The 20,154-nt window shown below is 67.9% G+C and carries 15 protein-coding genes; 4 read left to right on the plus strand and 11 right to left on the minus strand.

Features of this window, described 5'->3' with window-relative positions:
• Positions 1–49: 49 nt before the first annotated feature.
• Positions 50–838 (plus strand): MOSC domain-containing protein, encoded by a 789-nt coding sequence (locus DWF00_RS16755; protein ID WP_114832292.1) that lies wholly within the window; start codon positions 50–52, stop codon positions 836–838.
• On the opposite strand, the gene DWF00_RS16760 is transcribed toward DWF00_RS16755, so the two are convergent.
• The 7 genes from DWF00_RS16760 to DWF00_RS16790 all read right to left on the minus strand — a co-directional run bounded on the left by DWF00_RS16760 (position 835) and on the right by DWF00_RS16790 (position 9,144).
• Positions 835–1,011 (minus strand): antitoxin PaaA2 family protein, encoded by a 177-nt coding sequence (locus DWF00_RS16760; protein WP_181832871.1) that lies wholly within the window; start codon positions 1,009–1,011, stop codon positions 835–837. The two genes, DWF00_RS16755 and DWF00_RS16760, sit on opposite strands and share 4 nt — an antisense overlap.
• A gap of 177 nt (positions 1,012–1,188) precedes the next feature.
• Positions 1,189–2,283 (minus strand): DUF4167 domain-containing protein, encoded by a 1,095-nt coding sequence (locus tag DWF00_RS16765; RefSeq protein WP_114832293.1) that lies wholly within the window; start codon positions 2,281–2,283, stop codon positions 1,189–1,191.
• 365 nt (positions 2,284–2,648) lie between these two features.
• Positions 2,649–3,488: a peptide chain release factor N(5)-glutamine methyltransferase gene (prmC, locus tag DWF00_RS16770; protein ID WP_342769116.1), complete on the minus strand. Its 840-nt coding sequence runs from the start codon at positions 3,486–3,488 to the stop codon at positions 2,649–2,651.
• Positions 3,489–3,581: 93 nt separating this feature from the next.
• Positions 3,582–3,830, minus strand: coding sequence for a hypothetical protein (locus DWF00_RS16775; protein WP_114832295.1), 249 nt, complete (start codon positions 3,828–3,830; stop codon positions 3,582–3,584).
• Between the two features lie 57 nt (positions 3,831–3,887).
• Positions 3,888–4,973, minus strand: a complete 1,086-nt coding sequence (gene prfA, locus DWF00_RS16780; protein ID WP_114832296.1) for a peptide chain release factor 1 — start codon at positions 4,971–4,973, stop codon at positions 3,888–3,890.
• Positions 4,974–5,030: 57 nt separating this feature from the next.
• A complete protein-coding gene (gene ptsP / locus DWF00_RS16785) occupies positions 5,031–7,298 on the minus strand; it encodes a phosphoenolpyruvate--protein phosphotransferase (RefSeq protein WP_181832873.1) in 2,268 nt (755 codons plus the stop codon).
• Positions 7,299–7,569: 271 nt separating this feature from the next.
• Positions 7,570–9,144, minus strand: a complete 1,575-nt coding sequence (locus DWF00_RS16790; protein WP_114853055.1) for an alpha,alpha-trehalose-phosphate synthase (UDP-forming) — start codon at positions 9,142–9,144, stop codon at positions 7,570–7,572.
• Positions 9,145–9,423: 279 nt separating this feature from the next.
• On the opposite strand from DWF00_RS16790, the gene otsB reads away from it, so the two are divergent.
• Positions 9,424–10,221 carry a trehalose-phosphatase gene (otsB, locus tag DWF00_RS16795; RefSeq protein WP_342769107.1) on the plus strand — a complete coding sequence of 266 codons (798 nt, stop codon included), beginning with the start codon at positions 9,424–9,426 and terminating at the stop codon, positions 10,219–10,221.
• A 1-nt stretch (position 10,222) separates the two neighbouring features.
• Positions 10,223–12,067 carry a glycoside hydrolase family 15 protein gene (locus DWF00_RS16800; RefSeq protein WP_114828878.1) on the plus strand — a complete coding sequence of 615 codons (1,845 nt, stop codon included), beginning with the start codon at positions 10,223–10,225 and terminating at the stop codon, positions 12,065–12,067.
• 206 nt (positions 12,068–12,273) lie between these two features.
• On the opposite strand, the gene DWF00_RS16805 is transcribed toward DWF00_RS16800, so the two are convergent.
• The gene (locus DWF00_RS16805) at positions 12,274–15,042 is read right to left on the minus strand and encodes a tetratricopeptide repeat protein (RefSeq protein ID WP_114828879.1); all 2,769 of its coding nucleotides are present in this window, start codon (positions 15,040–15,042) and stop codon (positions 12,274–12,276) included.
• Between the two features lie 370 nt (positions 15,043–15,412).
• On the minus strand, positions 15,413–16,918 hold the full coding sequence (gene katA / locus DWF00_RS16815) for a catalase KatA (protein WP_114828881.1): 1,506 nt from the start codon (positions 16,916–16,918) through the stop codon (positions 15,413–15,415).
• 130 nt (positions 16,919–17,048) lie between these two features.
• On the opposite strand from katA, the gene DWF00_RS16820 reads away from it, so the two are divergent.
• Positions 17,049–18,020, plus strand: a complete 972-nt coding sequence (locus DWF00_RS16820; protein ID WP_114828882.1) for a hydrogen peroxide-inducible genes activator — start codon at positions 17,049–17,051, stop codon at positions 18,018–18,020.
• 75 nt (positions 18,021–18,095) lie between these two features.
• On the opposite strand, the gene DWF00_RS16825 is transcribed toward DWF00_RS16820, so the two are convergent.
• Both DWF00_RS16825 and DWF00_RS16830 read right to left on the minus strand, forming a co-directional pair.
• Positions 18,096–19,283: a pyridoxal-phosphate-dependent aminotransferase family protein gene (locus DWF00_RS16825; protein WP_114828883.1), complete on the minus strand. Its 1,188-nt coding sequence runs from the start codon at positions 19,281–19,283 to the stop codon at positions 18,096–18,098.
• 119 nt (positions 19,284–19,402) lie between these two features.
• Positions 19,403–20,029, minus strand: coding sequence for a LysE family translocator (locus DWF00_RS16830; RefSeq protein WP_114828884.1), 627 nt, complete (start codon positions 20,027–20,029; stop codon positions 19,403–19,405).
• Between the last annotated feature and the right edge of the window lie 125 nt (positions 20,030–20,154).

Genomic DNA, 20,154 nt, shown 5'->3' on the forward strand with positions numbered 1-20,154 from the left:
AGAAGCACGGTTAAGCTCGCGTGATCAGACCAGCATCCCGAGACCCTGCATGCGCATCTCCTCGCTCTACCGCTATCCCGTAAAGGGGCTCTCGCCCGAACGTCTCGGCAAGGTCGCGCTGGCGGCCGGCCAATACTTCCCCGGCGACCGGCTCTTCGCCATCGAGAACGGGCCGGCGGGGTTCGATCCGGCCGAGCCGGTGCATCAGCCGAAGATCAAGTACCTGATGCTGATGCGCAACGAGTCGCTGGCGCGGTTGAAGACCCGCTACGACGACGACAGCCGCGCGCTGGTGATCGAGCACGAGGGCGAGGAGAAGCTGCGTGCCGACACCACGACTGCCGCGGGGCGCGCCGCGATCAGCCGCTTTTTCGAGGGCTACATGCCGGGCGAATTGCGCGGCGAGCCGAAGCTGCTGACCGCGCCGGAGGGCTATCGCTTCACCGATTCGCGCTCGGGCTTCGTCTCGATCATCAACCTCGCCAGCGTCGCCGAGTTCGAGCAGCGCATCGGCTCAGCCGTTGATCCGCTGCGCTTCCGCGGCAACGTCATGGTCGAGGGGTTGGCGCCCTGGGCCGAGTTCGAGCTCGCGCCCGGGCAGGAGATCGCCGGGCCGGCGGGCCTGAGGCTGCAGGTGATCAAGCGAATCGAGCGCTGCGCCGCGACCAATGTCGACCCGCAGACCGGCTTCCGCGACCTGCAGATCCCGAAGGCGCTGATGACGGCCTACGGCCATTTCGACTGCGGCATCTATTGCCGGATCACCGCGGGCGGGACGCTGAGCGAAGGCGACAGTCTGGAGGCGTTGCCGGTGCGGGTAGAGGTCGGCGCGGCCTAGGTTTTCTTCCGGCGCTTCTCGTCGATCAAAGCCTGGGCCTCGTCCATGACCCGTTGATGGGGAATCGCCGGGCGGTTACCATCGAACGCCTCTCGGAGCTTCGTCCGCCACCATGCATCGGGGGCGAGCTTGCGGTCACGTCCGGCATGCAAGACTGGTCTTTGCGTGCCCATTCCAGCCCTCCCGTCATTGCGAGCGAAGCGAAGCAACCCAGGGGGTCTCGCGCAATCCCCCTGGGTTGCTTCGCTTCGCTCGCAATGACGGGAGGGCTGCTGCGAAGGGGTTGCAAGCTCCAAAAGCAAAGGGGCCCTCGCGGGCCCCTGCTCTGTTCGTTTCGTCAGGCCAGCGCCTTACTCGGCCCCGCCATCGACCTCGGAGCCAAGCGCGTCCATGACCTCGCGCGGCGAGCGGCGGCGGCGGGCACGCTTCGGCGCGGCCTCCTCACCGGCATCGGCCTCTCCCGCGGGAGCAGCGGCCGGCTGCGGAGCCGGAGCAGGTGCTTCCACGACTGAGACCGGCTCTTCGGCCACAGCGATCGGCACCCTGACCGGCGTGGTCAGGAAGGATGGCAGACCGGCCGGCACATCGCCATTGGCCTCGTCCTCGACAACCGCCTCGCGGCGCGGGCGACGCTCGGGCCGAGGGGCACGCTCCGGACGTTCGGGGCGGTCGCCACGCTCGAAGCGGCGCTCGGCCGGATTCGGCTGGACGTTGTCGCGCGGCGGCGGCGGCGGTGCGGCCTCCGGCTGCTCGCCCGTACCCGGCACGTCCTGGCGCGGGGCATAGTTGCCCGGTTGGCCGTTCTGCCCGCCTTCCGGACGGTCGAAGCGACGCTCGCCACGATCGTTGCGGTCGAAGCGGCGGTTGTTGTTATTGTTGCGGTCGTTGTTCGGGCGCTCAGCGAAGCGCTCGCCACCACGATTCGGACGGTCGAAGCGCTGGCCGTTGTTCTGCTGGCCCTCGCCGCCCTCGCCATCCTGACGCTGGCCGCCATTGGCGTTGTAGCCATTGCCGTTCATGCCGCCCTGGGGCTGGTTTCGCATATCGGGCTGCGGAGCGCCCTGCTGGAAGCCGCCGCCGTCCTCGTCGCCCTCTTCCTCGCCCTCCTCGCTGTCATCGCCAAAGCCGCGCGTCGGCGGGAAGCTATGGCCGTATTGCTGGGCCATCTGCTCCTGAGCAGCAAGAAGGATGCGGTAATAGTGCTCCGCGTGCTGGAAATAGTTCTCAGCCGCGACCGGATCGCCGGAAGATTGCGCATCGCGCGCCAGCTGCAAGTATTTCTCTGCAATATTCTGGGCGGTGCCGCGGACCTTCACGTCCGGCCCGTTGGATTCATAGCTCCGCTGTAGCGGATTCGGCGCTTTTCGGTTGCCGTTATTACTGCTGTTATTGTTATTGTTATTGTTGTTACGGCCGCGCATACGCCGGTTCTGACCTGGTCTCATTCGCGTCTATCTCGCGCTCTGTGCTCAAAGCAACCGAATGATCATGCGCGCTCCGGTGCGTAGCGGGTTGCGACGCCGCGCCGGGTTTTGGTGGACCTGAATGGGCAATGCGCCGTTCGTGGTCTTCACGCGCTCTTTTCCGTCAGGGGCTCATCTTCGCCCCGAAAGCCGATTGGCGCCTCGACGCCAACTGATGTCCGATCTTGCTTTGTCGGTTCCGTCAATCCGCGGATTGTCCGCAGGCAACACTCATTTATCAGGAGGCTGCCCAAGGCTCGGCGCTGACGGCACCAGCTTCGGCTAGGAACGTGCATAGCGGCTTTTGCCGGCGACTCCAAGCAAATTCGCACAAAAACCTGTGCGCATCATCTTCTGCCGGCAAAGATCAGAGCCCGCGCATGGCCGCCCAGATCATGCCGCGCACCGATATGACGCAAGCCAGACTGTTCCATCAAGCCCGTTACATCAGCCTCCTGCCCGGCCCCGATCTCCAGGACGATCACGCCCCGGGGGGCGAGTAGGCCCGGCAGGCTACGGGCGAAATCCCGGTAGGGATCGAGCCCGTCGGCCCCGCCATCGAGCGCCAGGAGCGGATCGAAATCGCGCACGTCGGGCGCCAGGCCGGCAATGTCACCATGGCGTATATAGGGAGGGTTGGACAGGATCAGATCGAAGTACCCTTCGATTCCCTGCGTCCAATTGCCCTGCCTGAAGGTGGCGCGCTCCGCCACCCCGTTCAGCGCGGCATTGCCGGCGGCGGTGGCGCGGGCCTCCTCGGAGAGGTCGACGCCAAGGCCGTGCGCCCGCGGGAACTCGCTCAACACCGAGATCAGCAGGCAGCCCGTGCCGGTTCCGAGGTCGACAATGGAGAGGGGCTCGCCGCGGCGCTCGCGCAGCATCTCGACCGCGGCCTCGACCAGCGTCTCGCTGTCGGGGCGCGGTTCGAGCGTCGCGGGCGACAGCTTGAAGGGCAGCCCCCAGAACTCACGCTCGCCGAGGATGCGCCAGACCGGCTCCCCCGCCAGCCGGCGCTCGGCATAGCCGCTCAGGATCGTGGCTGAGGCATCGTCGAGCAGGGCGGAAGGGTCCGACAGGGCGAAGCGGTTGCCGGTCGCGCCCTCGATCAGCAGACGGGCATCGAGCGCGGCGCTCTCGCCGCCGACAGCGCGCAAGCGCCCGGCAAGACGACGCCGCGCCTCCCCTATGGTCGGCGCGGCGCTGTCCTGAGCGGACGCTTCAGGTATCGGGTGGCGGCCGGGCGCTGGAGGCTCGGCCGCGTTCTGATTGGTCATAAGGCCTCAGTTGCCCTGCATCTTGCCGTCCATGCAGATGGTCATCTTCTGCCGGATCGCCGATTTGCCCTCACGCGTGCCGCGCAACTCCTGCGAGCAGGCCCGCCGCGCCTGGGACTGGGTCATTGCGTTGTGCAGGGACGCCGGCTCCCCTGAGGTGACCTTGCGAAAGGTGCGCTCCTGAGCGCTCGCCTGGCTGCCCATGGCAAGAGCCATCAGGCTGGCCAGCGCGATACCGGATACGAGTTTGATCATGGCTATCTCCCACCGTGAATGTCGATATGACCTAAACGTCGGTGAGGCCAATATGTTTCACGCCGCGCCCTCGGCCGCGAGAAGCTTGGCCTGGTGCTCGGCGGTGAGCGCGTCGATGATCTCGTCGAGCGCCAGGCCCTGCAGCATCTCGTCGAGCTTGTAGAGCGTCAGGTTGATGCGGTGGTCGGTGACGCGGCCTTGCGGGAAATTATAGGTGCGGATGCGCTCGGAGCGGTCGCCCGAGCCGACCTGCGAGCGGCGGTCGGCGGAACGCTCGGCGTCGATCCGGCTGCGTTCCGCGTCATAGAGCTTGGCCCGGAGCAGGTCGTAGGCGCGCGCCTTGTTCTTGTGCTGCGAGCGTTCCTCCTGGACCAGGACGACGATGCCGCTGGGGATGTGGGTCAGGCGCACCGCCGATTCGGTCTTGTTGACGTGCTGGCCGCCGGCGCCCTGGGACCGCATCGTATCGACGCGGATATCGGAATCGTTGAGCGTGACGTCAACGTCGCCGGCAAGCGGCAGCATCGCGACGGTGGCTGCGGAGGTGTGGATGCGCCCGCTCGTCTCGGTGTCGGGCACGCGCTGGACGCGATGCACGCCCGATTCGTATTTCAGCCTGGCATAGACGCCGCGCCCGGCGATCTCGGCGATGACCTCCTTGTAGCCGCCGACCGTGCCCTCGCTTTCCGAGAGGATGTCGACGCTCCAGCCCTTCTGCGCGGCATGGCGCTGGTACATGCGCAGCAGGTCGCCGGCGAAGAGCGAGGCCTCGTCGCCGCCGGTGCCGGCGCGGATTTCGAGGATGACGCCGCGCTCGTCGGCGGCGTCCTTGGGCAGGAGCGCGATCAGGATCTCGCGGGCGCGGATGTCGATCTCGGCGCGGGCGGCGTCGCGCTCCTCATAGGCGAGATCGCGGAACTCGCTATCGGTCGCGGGATCGTCGATCAGCGCCAGCGCCTCGTCGAGCGAGGTTTGCGCCCGGCGCCAGGCGGCGATCGCCGCGACGACGGGGTCGAGCTCCGCCAGCTCCTTGCCGAGCTCGACGATGCGCGTGGCGTCGGACGAGCGGTTGATCTCGTCAGTGGCGGCGGCGTGGCGCGCGACGATGCCGTCGAGGCGGTCTTGCGGAAGCTGAAGGGACATCGGGAACTCTGAAACGGGACATAGGTGGCGGGCGACGGCGTCTCGAAAGGAGCGTCGCTAGACCGGCACCTTCAATTCGGTGGCGAGCGCGGCAAGCTGCGGGCGCAGGCTCGCCGTGCCATCGGAGGAGGCCAGCATCCAGTCCATGCGCTCGCGCAGCTTGCCGATGTCGAGCGCGCGGAGCATCGCCTTGACCGGGCCGATCGAAGCCGCCGACATCGAGAAGCCGCGATAGCCGAGGCCGATCAACGCCATTGTCTCCAGCGGCCTGCCGCCCATCTCGCCGCAGACCGTGACGGGGCAGCCGGTTTCGCCGGCGGCCTCGACGATGCCGCGCAGCGCCCTGAGCGCGCCGATCGAGAGCGGGTCGAAGCGGTCGGTGACGCGCCGGTTCTCGCGATCGGCCGCAAACAGGAACTGCATCAGGTCGTTGGTGCCGATCGAGAGGAAATCGGCCTCGCGCGCGATCTCCGGCAGCTCGAAGAGCAGCGAGGGCACCTCGACCATGACGCCGAGCTTCAGGCTGGTCGGCGCCGGGCGCTGCTGCTTCTCCAGCATCTCCAGCTCGCGCCGCACGATGAAGCGGGCGCGCAGGAACTCATCCACGGTCGCGACCATGGGCAGCATGATGCGCATCTCGATGCCGGCGCCGGCGCGCAGCATGGCGCGCAGCTGGGCGCGCAGCAGGCGCGGCTTGTCGAGGCCGATGCGGATGGCGCGCCAGCCCAGCGCCGGGTTCTCCTCCTCGACGCGCTCCATGTAGGGCAGCACCTTGTCGCCGCCGATGTCGAGCGTGCGGAAGGTCACCGGCCGGCCCTGCGCCGCCTTCAGCACCGCGCCGTAGAGCGCCTGCTGCTCGGCCGTGGTCGGCATGTGCTGGGCCACCATGAATTGCAGCTCGGTCCGGAACAGACCGATGCCGGCCGCCGCCGTCTCGTCGAGATTGGGCATGTCGACCAGCAGGCCGGCATTGATCTGCAAGGTGATCTCGACGCCGTCCTTGGTGACGGAGGGCAGCGTCTTGAGCTTGCGGTACTGCTCCTGCTTGCGGGCCCGCAGGCGCGCCTTGTCCTTGTAGGCGTTCTCGACGTCCGGCTGCGGGCGGATCTGCACCTCGCCGGCCTGGCCGTCGACGATGACCGCGTCGCCGGGCTGGACCAGCGCCGTGACGTTGACGATCTCGCTGACCACGGGGATGCCGAGCGCGCGCGCCACGATGGCGATGTGGCTGGTCGGGCCGCCCTCTTCGAGCACCAGGCCGCGCAGATGCGCGCGGTCATAGTCGAGCAGCGCGGCCGGGCCCATCGAGCGGGCGATCAGGATGGCATTTTCGGGCAACTGCTCGCGCGCGACGCCATTGGCCTTGCCCATCAAGGTGCGCAGCAGCCGGTTGGCGAGGTCGTCGAGATCGTGCAGGCGCTCGCGCAGATAGGGGTCGGTCTGGCGCAGCATCTTGGCGCGCGTGTCGGACTGCACGCGCTCGACCGCCGCCTCGGCGGTGAGGCCGGTCATGACCACCTCGCGCATGCGCCGGAGCCAGCCCTGGTCATGGGCGAACATGCGGAAGGTCTCGAGCACGTCGCGATGCTCGCCGGTATGGGCGACGTCGCCACGTTCGATCAATTCGTCGATCGAGGCGCGCATCTCGCCGATCGCGGCCTCGAGCCGCCGGACCTCCTGGGCCGGGTTCTCGGCGATGAGGTTGGTGATCGCGACGCGCGGCTCGTGCAGCACGGCATGACCGAGGCCGACGCCGTCGGCGAGCGTGACGCCGATGCCGTGGATCGGCCGGTCCAGGCCGATCGAGGCGCCGGGCGCCGCCAGCGACTTCAGGCCGCCGGCCGCGATCATCTCCGCCATGATCATGGCGGTGGTCTGGAGCGACTCGACCTCTTCCTCGCTGTAGAGCCGCGAGGCGCGGTTCTGGATGACGAGCACGCCCATCACCGCGCCGCCGCGCAGGATCGGCACGCCGAGGAAGGAGCGGTAGATCTCCTCGCCGGTCTCGGGCCGGTAGGAGAAGGCCGGGTGCGCCTGCGCGTCCGAGAGCGCGATCGGCTCGGCCTCGCTGGCGATCAGGCCGACGAGGCCCTCGCCGGCGCGCATCGTGGTGAGGTGGACCGCCTCGCGGTTGAGGCCCTCGGTGGCGTAGAGCTCGAGCGAGCCGTCCTCGCGCAGGACGTAGACCGAGCAGACCTCGGCGACGAGGTTGCCTGCGATGAGGACGACGAGCCGGTCCAGCCGCTCCTGCGGGCTGACGGGCGCTGCCATCACCTCGCGGAGGCGGCGCAGCAGAACGCCCGATCCTCCGAGAGCGCCTCGCATCAATACGGCCCTCCGCCCGCCTCCTCGGCCATCTCAGCCGATATCCGTCGCAGACCTGACCTGCCGTGGACGAGTCGCAAGCAAGCTCTGGTTCAAATCGCCTTCTAGTGCGCGAACGTTTTGAAGGGAAGCGTTTCCACCCTCGGCCGGGCGCGAAACGCCCAGGCGCTCGCGAATAGAGGAGAATATGGTGGGGTAGCCCGAATTGGCGACATGAAAGCCGTCCCAGAAGGAACGATTCGGCCCGGACGAGGCCGAATCGCCGGCGGAACTAGGTCCGGGGCAGCGGCGGCACCTCGCCGGCGGTCCGGTCGGCCGAGGACGGCGCCGGGCGGGGCTCGTGCGCGAGCGCCGTTCCGCGCTGCGGAGCGGCGCCGGCCTCGCGGGCGGGACGGCTGGCGGCGCGCACCGCCCGCCGCACCGTGTCGGCGGAACCACGCCGGCGCGAGGCCACTGAGGCCGCTTCCTCGGCCGGCGTCTCGATGCCGGACAGGGCGGCGAGGTAGCGCCGCGTCCACCAGCCGATATCGGTGGCCGAGATGGTGGCGTAGAGGCGCTCGAACCGGCGCTGGCGCTCGGATTTCGGCATGGCGAGCGCAGTGCGGATCGCTTCCGCGACCTCGTGGACATCGTAGGGATTGACGATCAGCGCCTCGCCAAGCTGCTGGGCGGCACCGGCGAAGCGCGAGAGCACGAGCACGCCGGGATCGGCCGGGTCCTGCGCCGCGACGTATTCCTTGGCGACGAGGTTCATGCCGTCGCGCATCGGCGTGACCAGGCCGACCTGAGCGCGGCGGTAGAAGCCGGCGAGCGCGTTGCGCGAATAGGCCTTCTTGACCACGCGGATCGGCGACCAGTCGAACTCGCCGAGCGCGGCGTTGAGCCTTCCGGCGACCTCGTCGGAGAGCCGGTCGAGCTCGGCATATTCCGGAACGTCCGAACGCGAAGGCGGTGCGATCTGCAGCAGGCCGACATGGCCGCGATGCTCGGGGTGGTTGCGCAGGAACTGGCCGAAAGCCTCCAGCCGCTGGACGATGCCCTTGGAGTAGTCGAGCCGGTCGACGCCGATGACGAGCTTGCGCGTGCCGAGCGGGCCGGTGGTGACGCGGATCGGCGTGGTCGCGGCGCGCACCGAGGCGGCGGCGAGCTTGCGGAAGGCCTCGACGTCGATGCCGATCGGGAAGGCCCGCACGATCGTCTCGCGCCGGCCCATCGCGACCTTGTCGCCGTCGGCGCGGGCGCTGCACATCTGGACGAGGCCGTTGATCAGGTTGCGCGCATCGACCTGCGTCTGCACGCCGACGAGGTCATAGGCGCCCATGGTGCTGATCAGCGTCGTGCTGAAGGGCATGGCGCCGAAGACCTCGGCGGGCGGCCAGGGGATGTGGTGGAAATAGCCGATCCGGTTCTTCACCCCGCGCCGGCGCAGGTCGGCCGCGAGCGGGATCAGGTGGTAGTCGTGGATCCAGATCACGTCGTCGGGCTGGAGCAGCGCGGCCAGCGACTTGGCGAAGCGGCGGTTGACGCCGAGATAGCCGGCATAATCGGTGCGGGAGAACTCGGTCAGGCCGAGCCGGTAATGCATGTTCGGCCAGAGCGCCCGGTTCGAGAAGCCGAGATAGTAGGTCTGCCGCTCGGCTTCAGTGAGGTCGGTGACGGCGTAGGAGACCTTGCCGCGCTGGACCGTGCGGACCGCGCCATCCTCGCTGATGCCCCCGCTCCAGCCGAACCAGAGCCCGCCATGCTGCTCCAGCGCCTCGCGCAGGGCGACGGCCAGGCCGCCGGCCACCGCCTTCTCGTGACGTTCGGGAATCGTGACGCGGTTGGAAACGACGACAAGGCGCATCTCGGGAATTCTCCATCCAGCCGGTGCCCGAATTTCGTCACCGGAAGCAGGAACAGAACGCGCCGGCGCACGTAATGTTTCTCGGAAGGGTCCGGTGCCAATGGCGAAGCCGTGTCCGGCCTGCGTTGAAATCGTGATGGCGCCGGCAGGCTGGAAGCAGAATGTGGCAAGTTCGCGAGCATCCGTTGACGGCAACGCCCCTTCCCTAAGGCTCGACGTAAGGACATCATCTGTCCCGGCGCCGCGCTTTTGCCTGTTTCGTCACGCAGACAGACTGAGATGATGGACCTGATCGAACCGGAATCTGGCAATCAATCCCGCGACTTCGCTACGGCGGAGCAGGAGATCGCGCTCTTTCTCGACTTCGACGGGACGCTGGTCGAGCTCGCCCCGCTACCCGACGAGGTGAAGGTCGACCGGCGCGTCGGGCCGGCGCTCGAAAAACTGCGCTCGGCGCTCGGCGGGGCGCTCGCACTGGTCTCCGGCCGGCCGATCTCGGTGCTCGACGACTTCCTGACGCCGCACCGATTCGACGTCGCCGGCCTCCACGGCGCGCAGGTCCGGCTCGCGGGCGAGGTGCGCACCGAGTCGAAGGTGCCTGAAACCCTGCGCGAGGCGACCCGCGAGCTCGTGCGCTTCGCCAACAGCCATGTCGGCATCATCGTCGAGGACAAGCGGATTTCGGTCGCGCTGCATTGGCGCCTCGCGCCGCAACTCGAGGAGGACGCGCTGGCTCTGATGCACAAGGTCGCCGCGAAGACGGGCCCATCGGTCAGGCTGCAGGAGGGCAAGTCGGTCGCCGAACTGGTGCCGGCCGAGGCCAGCAAGGGCGGCGCCATCGCCTGGCTGATGCGGGAGCCGCCCTATCTCGGCCGGACGCCCGTCTTCATCGGCGACGACATCACCGACGAGGCCGGGTTCGAGATGGTCAACGCGCTCGGCGGGCTGTCGATCCGGATCGGCGAGGGCCAGACCTGCGCGACACGGCGCCTCGCCTCCCCCACGGTGCTACGCACCATCTTGCTCGAAGCCGCCGAGAGCGGCAGCTTGAGTTCGCATGCATTCTCCCAGGGCTGACATGACAATCGAAACGACGACCAACGCTGGGCAGCACTCTGCCTCGCTCGATCTCGGCGTGATCGGCAATTGCTCGATCGCCGCGCTGATCGACCGGCGCGCGCATATCGTCTGGGGCTGCTTCCCGCGCTTCGACCGCGACCCGGTGTTCTGCTCGCTGATCGACAACAAGCCGGAGGACGGCGACGCCATGCCGGAGAAGGGCGTGTTCGCGATCGAGCTCGTCGGCATGACGCGCTGCGAGCAGAGCTATCTCGACAACACCGCGATCCTGTCCTCGGTGCTCTCCGACGACCATGGCAACGCCATCGAGATCCTCGACTTCGCACCGCGCTTCGTGCGCTACGAGCGCTTCTTCCGGCCGCCGCAGCTGGTGCGGCGGGTGCGGCGGCTCTCGGGACGGCCGCGCATCCGCGTCGTGCTGAGGCCCTGCCTCGGCCTCGGCGAGCTCCCCGACGAGATCACCCGCGGTTCCAACCATGTCCGCTATGTCGGCGCCGACCAGACGATCCGGCTGACGACGGACGCGCCGATCTCTTATGTGATGGAGAGCATCCCGTTCGCGGTCGAGCGGCCCTTTTCCTTCTTCATCGGCTCGGACGAGGCGCTGCGCGCCGAGATCGAGACGACCTCGCGCGAGTTTCTGGACAAGACCACCGATTACTGGCGCGACTGGGTGCGCTCGCTCTCGATCCCGTTCGAGTTCCAGCGCGAGGTGATCCGGGCCGCGATCACGCTCAAGCTGTGCTCGTTCGAGGAGAGCGGCGCCATCGTCGCGGCGCTGACCACCTCGATCCCGGAGGCGCCGGGCACCCAGCGCAACTGGGACTACCGCTTCTGCTGGCTGCGCGACGCCTATTTCGTCGTGCACGCGCTGAACCGGCTCGGCACGACCCGGACGATGGAGGATTATCTCGGCTTCATCACCAACGTCGTCGACACCTTCTCCGAAAGCGGCGCGGAACATCTGCCGCCGCTCTACCCGATCACGCGGGGCGGGGCGCTGACCGAGTTCGAGGCGCCCAATCTTGCCGGCTATCGCGGCCACCAGCCGGTGCGCGTCGGCAACGGCGCGGCGACCCAGATCCAGAATGACGGCTATGGCGCGGTCGTGCTGGCGGCGACGCATTCCTTCTTCGACCGGCGCCTGATCCAGCCGGGCAAGGAGGCGCTGTTCGCGCAGCTCGAACGCATGGGCGAGATCGCGATCTCGGTCTTCGACAAGCCCGATGCCGGGCCGTGGGAGCTGCGCGAGAAGCAGGTCGTGCACGCCTTCTCCAGCGTGATGTGCTGGGCCGCCTGCGACCGGCTGGCGCGCATCGCCGGTACGCTGGGGCGGGCCGAGCGCAAGGACTACTGGCGCGGCGAGGCCAAGCGGCTGAAGGGCATCATCAGCGAACGCATCTGGAACCAGGAGAAGGGCACCTTCGTCTCGACCTTCGACGGCTCCGACCTCGACGCGACGCTGCTGCTGATCGCCGAGCTCGGATTCGTCGCGGCTGATGACCCGCGCTACATCGCGACCGTCGAGGCGATCGGCCGCGAGCTCGGCCGCGGCGACCTCCTGCTGCGCTATGCATCGGAAGACGATTTCGGCTTCATGCATACGGGCTTCCTGATCTGCGCCTTCTGGTATGTCGACGCGCTGCACGCCATCGGCCGGCGCGACGAGGCCAAGGAGCTGTTCGGCCGCATCCTCAAGCGGCGCAACAGCTTTGGCCTGCTCTCGGAGGACGCCGACCTTGCCACCGGCGAGCTCTGGGGCAACTTCCCGCAGACCTATTCGATGGTCGGGCTGATCAATTCGGCGATGCGGCTGAGCCGGAACTGGGAAGAGGCGTTTTGAGAGCGCCTTAAGGCGTATTCCCCGCCGTCATGCTCGCCCTTGTGGCTGATATCCACGTCTTGGACGGTGCCCGCGATGGGCGAAGACGTGGATGGTCGGGACACGCCCGACCACGACGGGAGAAGCTGGTCGTTACGTCGCTGTCTCCAGCCGCGCACGGTAGCTTCCGATCGTCGCGGTTCCGCGCGGAATGGCGTCGGCGGCCCCTACTTGGCCGACATCTTGCGGATCAGCGCATCGCGGGCGGCGCGGGCGGCAGCCTTGAGCGCCTCGTCCTCCGGCTTGCGCAGCGGCAATTCCAGCGCCTTGGCGTAATAGCCAAGCGCGAGCTGGTCCGAGGCGATGCCGGCATAGAGATCGCCAAGGCGCTTGTTGGCCGCAAGCGCGGCATCAGGCTTGGACGCCGCCTCCTCGAACACGCCGATCGCGGCGGGCGCATCGCCGCTGCGGGCCTTGAGGTCGCCGAGTGCCAGCAGGATGCGGCCGTCACTGGCATTGGCCGCTCGCGCCGCCTCGGCATCGGCGAGCGCGGCCGTGAGATCGCCGAGGCCTGCCTGCGCCTCGATGCGGACCAGCCAGGCCTCGGCATCTCCGGGCGCGGCCGTGGTCCTCATCGTCGCATCCTCGACCGCGCCCTTGAGGTTTCCGGTGGCGAGCCGCGCCCTGGCGCGCAGCAGCGGCAGGTCGGCGTCAGGCGCGTTCGCGGCCAGCGCCTCGGAGGCGAATTTCTCGGCCGCGGTGGGATCCTTGGTCGCGAGGTTGACCCGCGCCGCAAGCGCGAGCCAGCGCGGTGCGGCCGGTTCGATCCGCAAGGCCATGGCGATGTCGGCCAGCGCGGCGGGATCGCCGGCGCGATAGGTCAGTCCGGCGCGCTCGCCATAGGCCTGGGCGCGATCGGGCGCGAGCCTGATCGCCTCGCCGAAATCGGCGCGGGCGGCGATCATCTGGTTGAGCTGGATGCGGGCGAGGCCGCGCGCGACCAGGAGGTCCGCGGCGAAGTTCGGCGTCAGATTGTCGTTCTGCGCCTTGGCTGCGATCTTGAGGCTGGCGTCGAGCACGTTGCTGATGTCGCCGCTGGCGTCGAGCGCGCGGCCGAGCCGGGCGGAGGCGGCGCCACGCACGGCGATGGCGGCCATGTTGAACTGGTTCGCCGCAACAAGCGCATTTGCCGCCTCATAGGCGGCAGCGGCATCGCCGCGCGCCAGCAGCGCGCGAGCGTAGAGCGGGCCATGCCCGATCGCGGCGCGAGGGTCGCGGGCCTTCCAGGCGTCGATCTCGGTCAAGGCGGCATCGATCTGGCCGGTCTCGATCAGGGAGATGACGAGCGCGTCCTCACGGAACAGGCCGGCAGACTCGGGCTTCATCAAGGCCTTGGCCTGGCGCGCATCGACCAGTGCTTCCGCGGGCTTGCCGGAATAGAGCAAGGCCTGCGCGCGCAGGTCATAGGCCCATGGCTTCATGTCGTCATCGAGGGCCATGATCGCCGTCAGATCGGCGCTGGCGCGCTCATAATCGCCCTTGGTGAAGGCGACCACCGCGCGGGTGACGCGCGCCCGCTTGGCCTGCCCGGCGTTCCCCGCCGCAAGCCGCAGGGCGCTGTCGGCATCGGCCCAGGCGAGATCGAGCGGGCGCAGGTCCTCGTCATAGCGGTATTCCGAGGAATGCCCCTTGGCCCGGCCAAGCAGCGCCGGCGAATAGCCGGGCGCGGCCGCCACCGCCTCCTCCAGATCGGCGAGACGCTGCCCGAAGGGGCGGGCATAGGACCGTTCGATCAGCCAGTCGGCCTTGGCCTCTGGCGTCGCGGCGGTCTCGACCAGCCGGTCGCAGCTTTGCAGGCGCAAGGGATCGTCGCGCGTCTCGCAACGCTTCTTCAGCTCGGCCTCGTCGAGCTCCGACACGACAATCGGCTTCGGCGCATCCATCTGGATAATGCGCGCCGCGGCGCGGTCGCGCGAGGCGATGTCCTGGGCCGTCCTGGCATCGGTGCGGGCGGCGCTGCGCTGGTAGATCGCGCGGGCGCCATCGCGATCTCCCGCCGCCATCAGGATCTCGGCCTTGACCTGCTGCGCATCGAACAGCTTTGGGTCGAGCTCGACGGCCTTGTCGGCATCGGCCCTGGCGCCGTTATTGTCGTTGAGCGCCAGCTTGACCGCGGCGCGGGTCGAGTAGGCCCGGGCGTAGCGCGGCGCGAGGCGGACGACCTCGTCGGCATCGGCCAGCGCCTCGGCCGGGCGCTTCAGTTCGAGCCTGGTTCTGGCGCGGGCTTCGAGCAGGTCGGGCTGGTTCGCGAATGCCTTCAGCCCCTCGCTCGCCTCGGTCTCGGCCGCGTCGAAAGCGCCGAGCCGATAGTGGGACAGAGCCTTCGTGATGAAGCCGTCATGCGTGCGGAAGCCGAGTTCGCGGCCGCGATTGATGGCGGTGATGGCATCGCCGTACTGGCCGAGGCGATAGAGCAGCAGGCCGCGCAGGTAATAGCTGCGGGCGTGCTCCTTCTCCCAGAACAGGCCCTGGTCGATGTCCTTCCTGGCGCCGTCGAGATCGTCGAGGACGATCTTCAGATAGGCGCGGTTGGCGTGGTTGTCGGCGGCGAAGGGCTCGCGCTCGACCGCGACGGAGAAATCAGCCATGGCGCCGCCGTGATCGCCGACAGCGTAGCGGGCTCGGCCGCGGTCGCGGTAGAGCGCGACGAAGTTCGGCGCGAGCTTGATGGTCTCGTCATAGTCCTTCAGCGCCTCGGCGGGACGGCCGAGCGCGATCAGGACCTGGGCACGGCCGAGATGGGCGAAGGCCCGCACCTCCGGCTTGGGCTTGCCCTTGAGCATCGCCGTGCAGGCGGCGAGGCCCTTCTCGGTTCGGTCTTCCTTGCAGAGCTGCCGGGTGGCGGCGGTTTGCGCCCACGAGGTGCCGGACGCTGCCGGCAGCGCTGCTGCCGACAGAAGGGTCAATGCAAGCAACCGCAGACAGAACCCCGCCATAGAGACCTCCCGCCCAAGATTACGCGGGAGACTACCATGACGGGCTTACGATGAAACACCTTGGCATCGCGACCCGGCGAGGCGCCCTCTTCCCTTCTCCCGTGTGGGAGAAGGGAAGAGGGCGCCGGATGAAGGCCCGCCGCTGAACCAGTTACCACACCGTCATGCTCGGCCTTGTGCCGAGCATCCACGCCTTGCGGCGTTGCAACCAGCTACGGCGTGGCAAAGACATGGATGGTCGGGACAAGCCCGACCATGACGGGAAGGGCACAGCAGCAGTGTTTGACGTCCGGCCCTCATCCGCCCCTGCCGGGGCACCTTCTCCCATCCGGGAGAAGGGAAGAGAGCCGCTCGCCCGGTCGTCCGGCTCCTACTCCGCCGCGCGCTGCGGCGTGTTCTCGGTCACCGAGATCGCCGGGCGCTCGCGCCCATCGGCCTTGGCCAGCGCGGCGCGCACGCCGTTGCCGTAGTCGGGGTGGACCTTGTCGAAATGGGTGAGCTGGCGCTCCTCGATCTCCTGCGGAATGCCGCCCATCGCCGCCGCGATGTTGGAGAACAGGCGCTCCCTCTGGCCCTGGTCGAACAGGCCGAACAGCGCGCGCGGCTGCGAATAATCGTCATTGCCGATGCGGTGGTTGAAGCGGTCGGCATCGCCGGCGATGCGCAGCGGCGGCTCCTTGGCGGAGGGCTGCTCAACCGGCCCGCCGAAGGAGTTCGGCTCGTAATAGGCGTTCGGATTGCCGGTCTTGATGCCGCCATACGTGTTCATCTGGCCATCGCGATGGTAGTGATGGATCTCGTGGCGCGGCCGGTTGACCGGGATCGTCTCGTAATGGGTGCCGAGCCGGTGACGGTGGGCGTCCGCATAGGAGAAGATGCGCGCCTGCAGCATCTTGTCGGGCGAGAAGCCGATGCCGGGCACGATGTTCGACGGCGAGAAGGCGACGTTCTCGATCTCGGCGAAGTAATTCTCCGGATTGCGGTTCAGCTCGAGGACGCCGATGTCGATCGGCGGATACTCGCCATGCGGCCAGACCTTGGTCAGGTCGAAGGGATTGTAGGAGGTCTTCTCCGCGTCCAGCTCCGACATGATCTGGACCTGCACCTTCCACTGCGGAAATTCGCCACGCTCCAGCGCGTTGAACAGATCCTCCTGCGTGGATTCACGGGTCTTGCCGATGACCTTCTCGGCCTCCTCGTTGGTCCAGTGCTTATGGCCCTGTAGGGTCTTGAAGTGGAACTTCACCCAGTAGCGCTCGCCTGAATCATTCCAGAACGAATAGGTGTGCGAGCCGTAGCCGTTGATGTGGCGGACGTCGGTCGGCAGGCCGCGGTCCGACATCAGGATCGTCACCTGATGCAGGCTCTCGGGCGAGAGCGACCAGAAATCCCACATCGCGGTAGGCGAGCGCATGTTCGTCTTGGGATGGCGCTTCTGGGTGTGGATGAAGTCGGGGAACTTCACCGGGTCGCGCACGAAGAAGACCGGCGTGTTGTTGCCGACCAGATCCCAGTTGCCCTCGTCAGTGTAGAACTTGATCGCGAAGCCGCGCACGTCGCGCTCGGCATCGGCCGCGCCGAGCTCGCCGGCAACGGTCGAGAAGCGCAGGATCAGCGGGGTTTCCGTGCCCGGCTGCAGCACCTTGGCCTTGGTGTATTTGGAGATGTCGCCGGTGATCTTCAGCGTGCCATGGGCGCCCCAGCCCTTGGCGTGGACCGGGCGCTCCGGGATGCGCTCGCGGTTCTGATGCGCCAGCTTCTCGAGCAGCTGGTAGTCCTGGAGCAGGACCGGGCCGCGCTCGCCGGCGGTGATCGAATTCTGGTTGTCCGGGATTGGCGCGCCCGCGCTCGTCGTCATCGTCGGGTTCTTGGACATGCGGTCCTCCACAGCTCACGGCGCCGCCGGTGGGCAGCACCAGATTTCGAATTGGAGGAACTAACATCCCTTTGCGACGATGATGTCCAATAGCATTTACGCGACGCTTCGATAAGTTTATCAAATCGACATGATCACCCTGAAACAGCTTCGCTATTTCGGCGCGGTGGCTCGTCACCGGCATTTCGGCCGGGCGGCGGAGGAGTGCCATGTCAGCCAGCCGGCGCTCTCGCTACAAATTCAGGAGTTGGAGACGCAGCTCGGCTGCCAGCTCGTCGAGCGCCGTCGCGGGGCGATCGCGCTGACCGAGATCGGCCGCGAGATCGCCGAGCGCGCCGGCCGCATCCTGATCGAGGCGAGCGACCTCGTCGACCATGCCCGGCATCGGCCGAACCTGCTCAGCGGCGAGCTCGACCTCGGCGTCATCCCCTCGATCGCGCCCTATCTGCTGCCGGCGACCCTGCCGCTGCTGCAACGCCGACACCCGGCGCTGGAGCTGCGGCTGCGCGAGACGCAGACCGCGACCCTGCTCGACGAGCTCAGCGACGGGCAGCTCGACGTCGCCCTGCTCTCCCTCCCCGTCGATCGCCCGGGGCTGGAGACGCTGCACCTGTTCGACGACGGCTTCGTGCTGGTGACGCCGTCCGGGCAGGATGGCGACGATCCGTTCACGCCAGAGGCCGCGCTCTCGGGCGATAACCTGCTGCTGCTCGAAGAGGGCCATTGCCTGCGCGACCAGGCGCTGAGCTTCTGCCGCACGGCGCAAAGCAGCTCGCGCCGGCAATATGGCGCCTCCAGCCTCTCGACCATCATGCAGATGGTGGCCAACGGCTTCGGCGCCACCTTGATGCCGGCGATGGCGCTGCCGATCGAGCTCCGGCCGGACATGCCGGTAAGGCTCTTTCGGTTTGCCGAGCCCGAGCCGAGCCGCTCGGTGGGGCTGGTCTGGCGCAAGACCTCGCCGCGGAAGCACGACTTTCAGGCACTGGGACGGATTTTGGCGGAGGTCGGTGAGATGCTGACAGCCGAGCGGGGGCAGGCCGCCGAGAAAGACCTGATCAGCCTGCGGGCCAGAACTGAATCGTCATTGCGAGGAGCGTAGCGACGAAGCAATCCAGGGGGACGTAGAGCGCAATCCCCCTGGATTGCTTCGCTGCGCTCGCAATGACGGCTCGGTTTATGCGCCCATCCGCGCGCCGTGGCTGAGATGCGCGATGGCCGCAGCGACGCCGCCGCCGCCATGCGGGATGTTCTGCGCCTGCAGGGCCATCTCGACGGCGCCGAGACTGCCCAGCACCATCGGCGCGTTGACATGGCCCATATGGGCGATGCGGAAGGCCTTGCCCGTGAGATCGCCGATCGCGAGGCCGAGCGTCACGCCGCAGACCTTGCGGGCATAGTCGGTGATCACGGCCGGATCGCCCTGGACGAGGATCGTGGTGACCGAGGGCGCGCGCTGCGACGGCTCGACGACGTTATAGGTCAGGACCTGACCCTCAGCCCATTTCGACATGGCGGCCTGGGTGGCGCCGGCCAGAAGCGAGTGGCGCTGCCAGACGGCCTCCAGCCCCTCCTCGAAGAGCATGTCGATGGCCGCGCGCAGGCCGAACATCAGGTGCTCCGGCGGGGTGCCGCAATGCTTCATGTAGAGCAGCGGGTTCATGCGCGAGGTCCAGTCCCAGTAGGACGTCCGCATCGTCGCCTGCTGATGGGCGTTCAGGGCCTTCTCGTTGGCGGCGACGAAGGCGAGGCCGGGCGGGGTCATCAGGCCCTTCTGCGAGGCCGACATGGCGACGTCGACGCCCCATGCATCCATCTCGAACGGCATGCAGCCGAGCGAGGCGACGCCGTCGACCATGAGCAGCGCCGGATGACTGGCGTCGTCGATGGCCTTGCGGATCGCCGGGATGTCGTTGACCACGCCTGAAGCCGTGTCGATCTGGACCGTCAGCACGGCCCTGATCTCGTGCCTCTCGTCGCGGCGCAGGCGCTCCTCGAGCGCGGCCGGATCGACCGCCGCGCGCCAGGAACCTGCCAGAACCTCGACATCGGCACCCATGAAGCGGGCCATCTCGCCCCAGCCGATAGCGAAGCGGCCGCTGGCAAGGACGAGGATCTTGTCGCCGCGGGAGAGCACGTTGGTGAGCGACGCCTCCCAGCCGCCATGGCCGTTGGCAGCGTAGAGGAAGGTCTCGCCCTTGGTGCGGAACACCGCCTTGAGGTCGGCCAGCAGCGTCTCGGTCAGATCGACCACCGTCTTGGAGGCAAGCTCCTCGGCCGGGCGCATCATCGCCTGCAGCACGCGGTCGGGGATGTTGGTCGGGCCGGGAATGGCGAGCAAGGCCCGGCCGTTGGCGACACTCATGGAAGACTCCTGCTACCCGCGCTTAACAGCCGAAACACCGGCCGGCCGCCGCTCATGGCCCAATGCCCAATCTCTGGAAACGATGCAAATTGACGCTGCCGAAACTCTGTGCAGCCGGGTCAGCGTTGTGCCTCAGTCGCCATCTTCAGCGCCAATCCTGCAAGCACGGTGCCCATCAACCAGCGCTGCACCACCGCCCAGAGCGGGCGCTCGCGCAGGAAGAGCGCGATGCTGCCGGCGGCGAAGGCGATCATCGCGTTGACGCTGACGACGATCTGGACCGCGCCGAGCACGACCGATTGCGAAAGCACGCTGCCGGCCGCCGGATCGATGAACTGCGGCAGCAGCGCGAGATAGAGCATCGCGATCTTGGGATTGAGCAGGTTGGTGACGAAGCCCATGACGAAGAGCTTGCGCGGGCTGTCATGCGGCAGGTCGCGGACCTGGAAGGGCGAGCGCCCGCCCGGCCGCACCGCCTGCCAGGCGAGCCAGAGCAGGTAGGCCGCGCCACCGAAGCGCAGCGCGTCATAGGCATAGGGCACGGCGAAGAGCAGCGCGGTGATGCCGAAGGCAGCACAGAGCATGTAGAAGACGAAGCCGAGCGCGACGCCGCCGAGCGAGATCAGCCCGGCCATGCGCCCCTGCGAGATCGAGCGCGAGATCAGGTAGATCATGTTCGGGCCGGGCGTCAGCACCATGCCGAATGCGACGAGGGCGAAGGCAAGCAGGCTCGAAATCTCAGGCATGGCGGGTCCCCAGCGTGGTGCCGGCAAACTGCACGCCGCAGGCATATTCGACAAGCCGCAGGGAACAGGGTGCTGCCATGCCAGTTCTTCACGCCGACAGGGCGTCGAACCGGGGGGCAGCGCCG

It is taken from the genome of Allobosea caraganae (genome assembly GCF_003351345.1).
GTDB lineage: Bacteria > Pseudomonadota > Alphaproteobacteria > Rhizobiales > Beijerinckiaceae > Allobosea > Allobosea caraganae.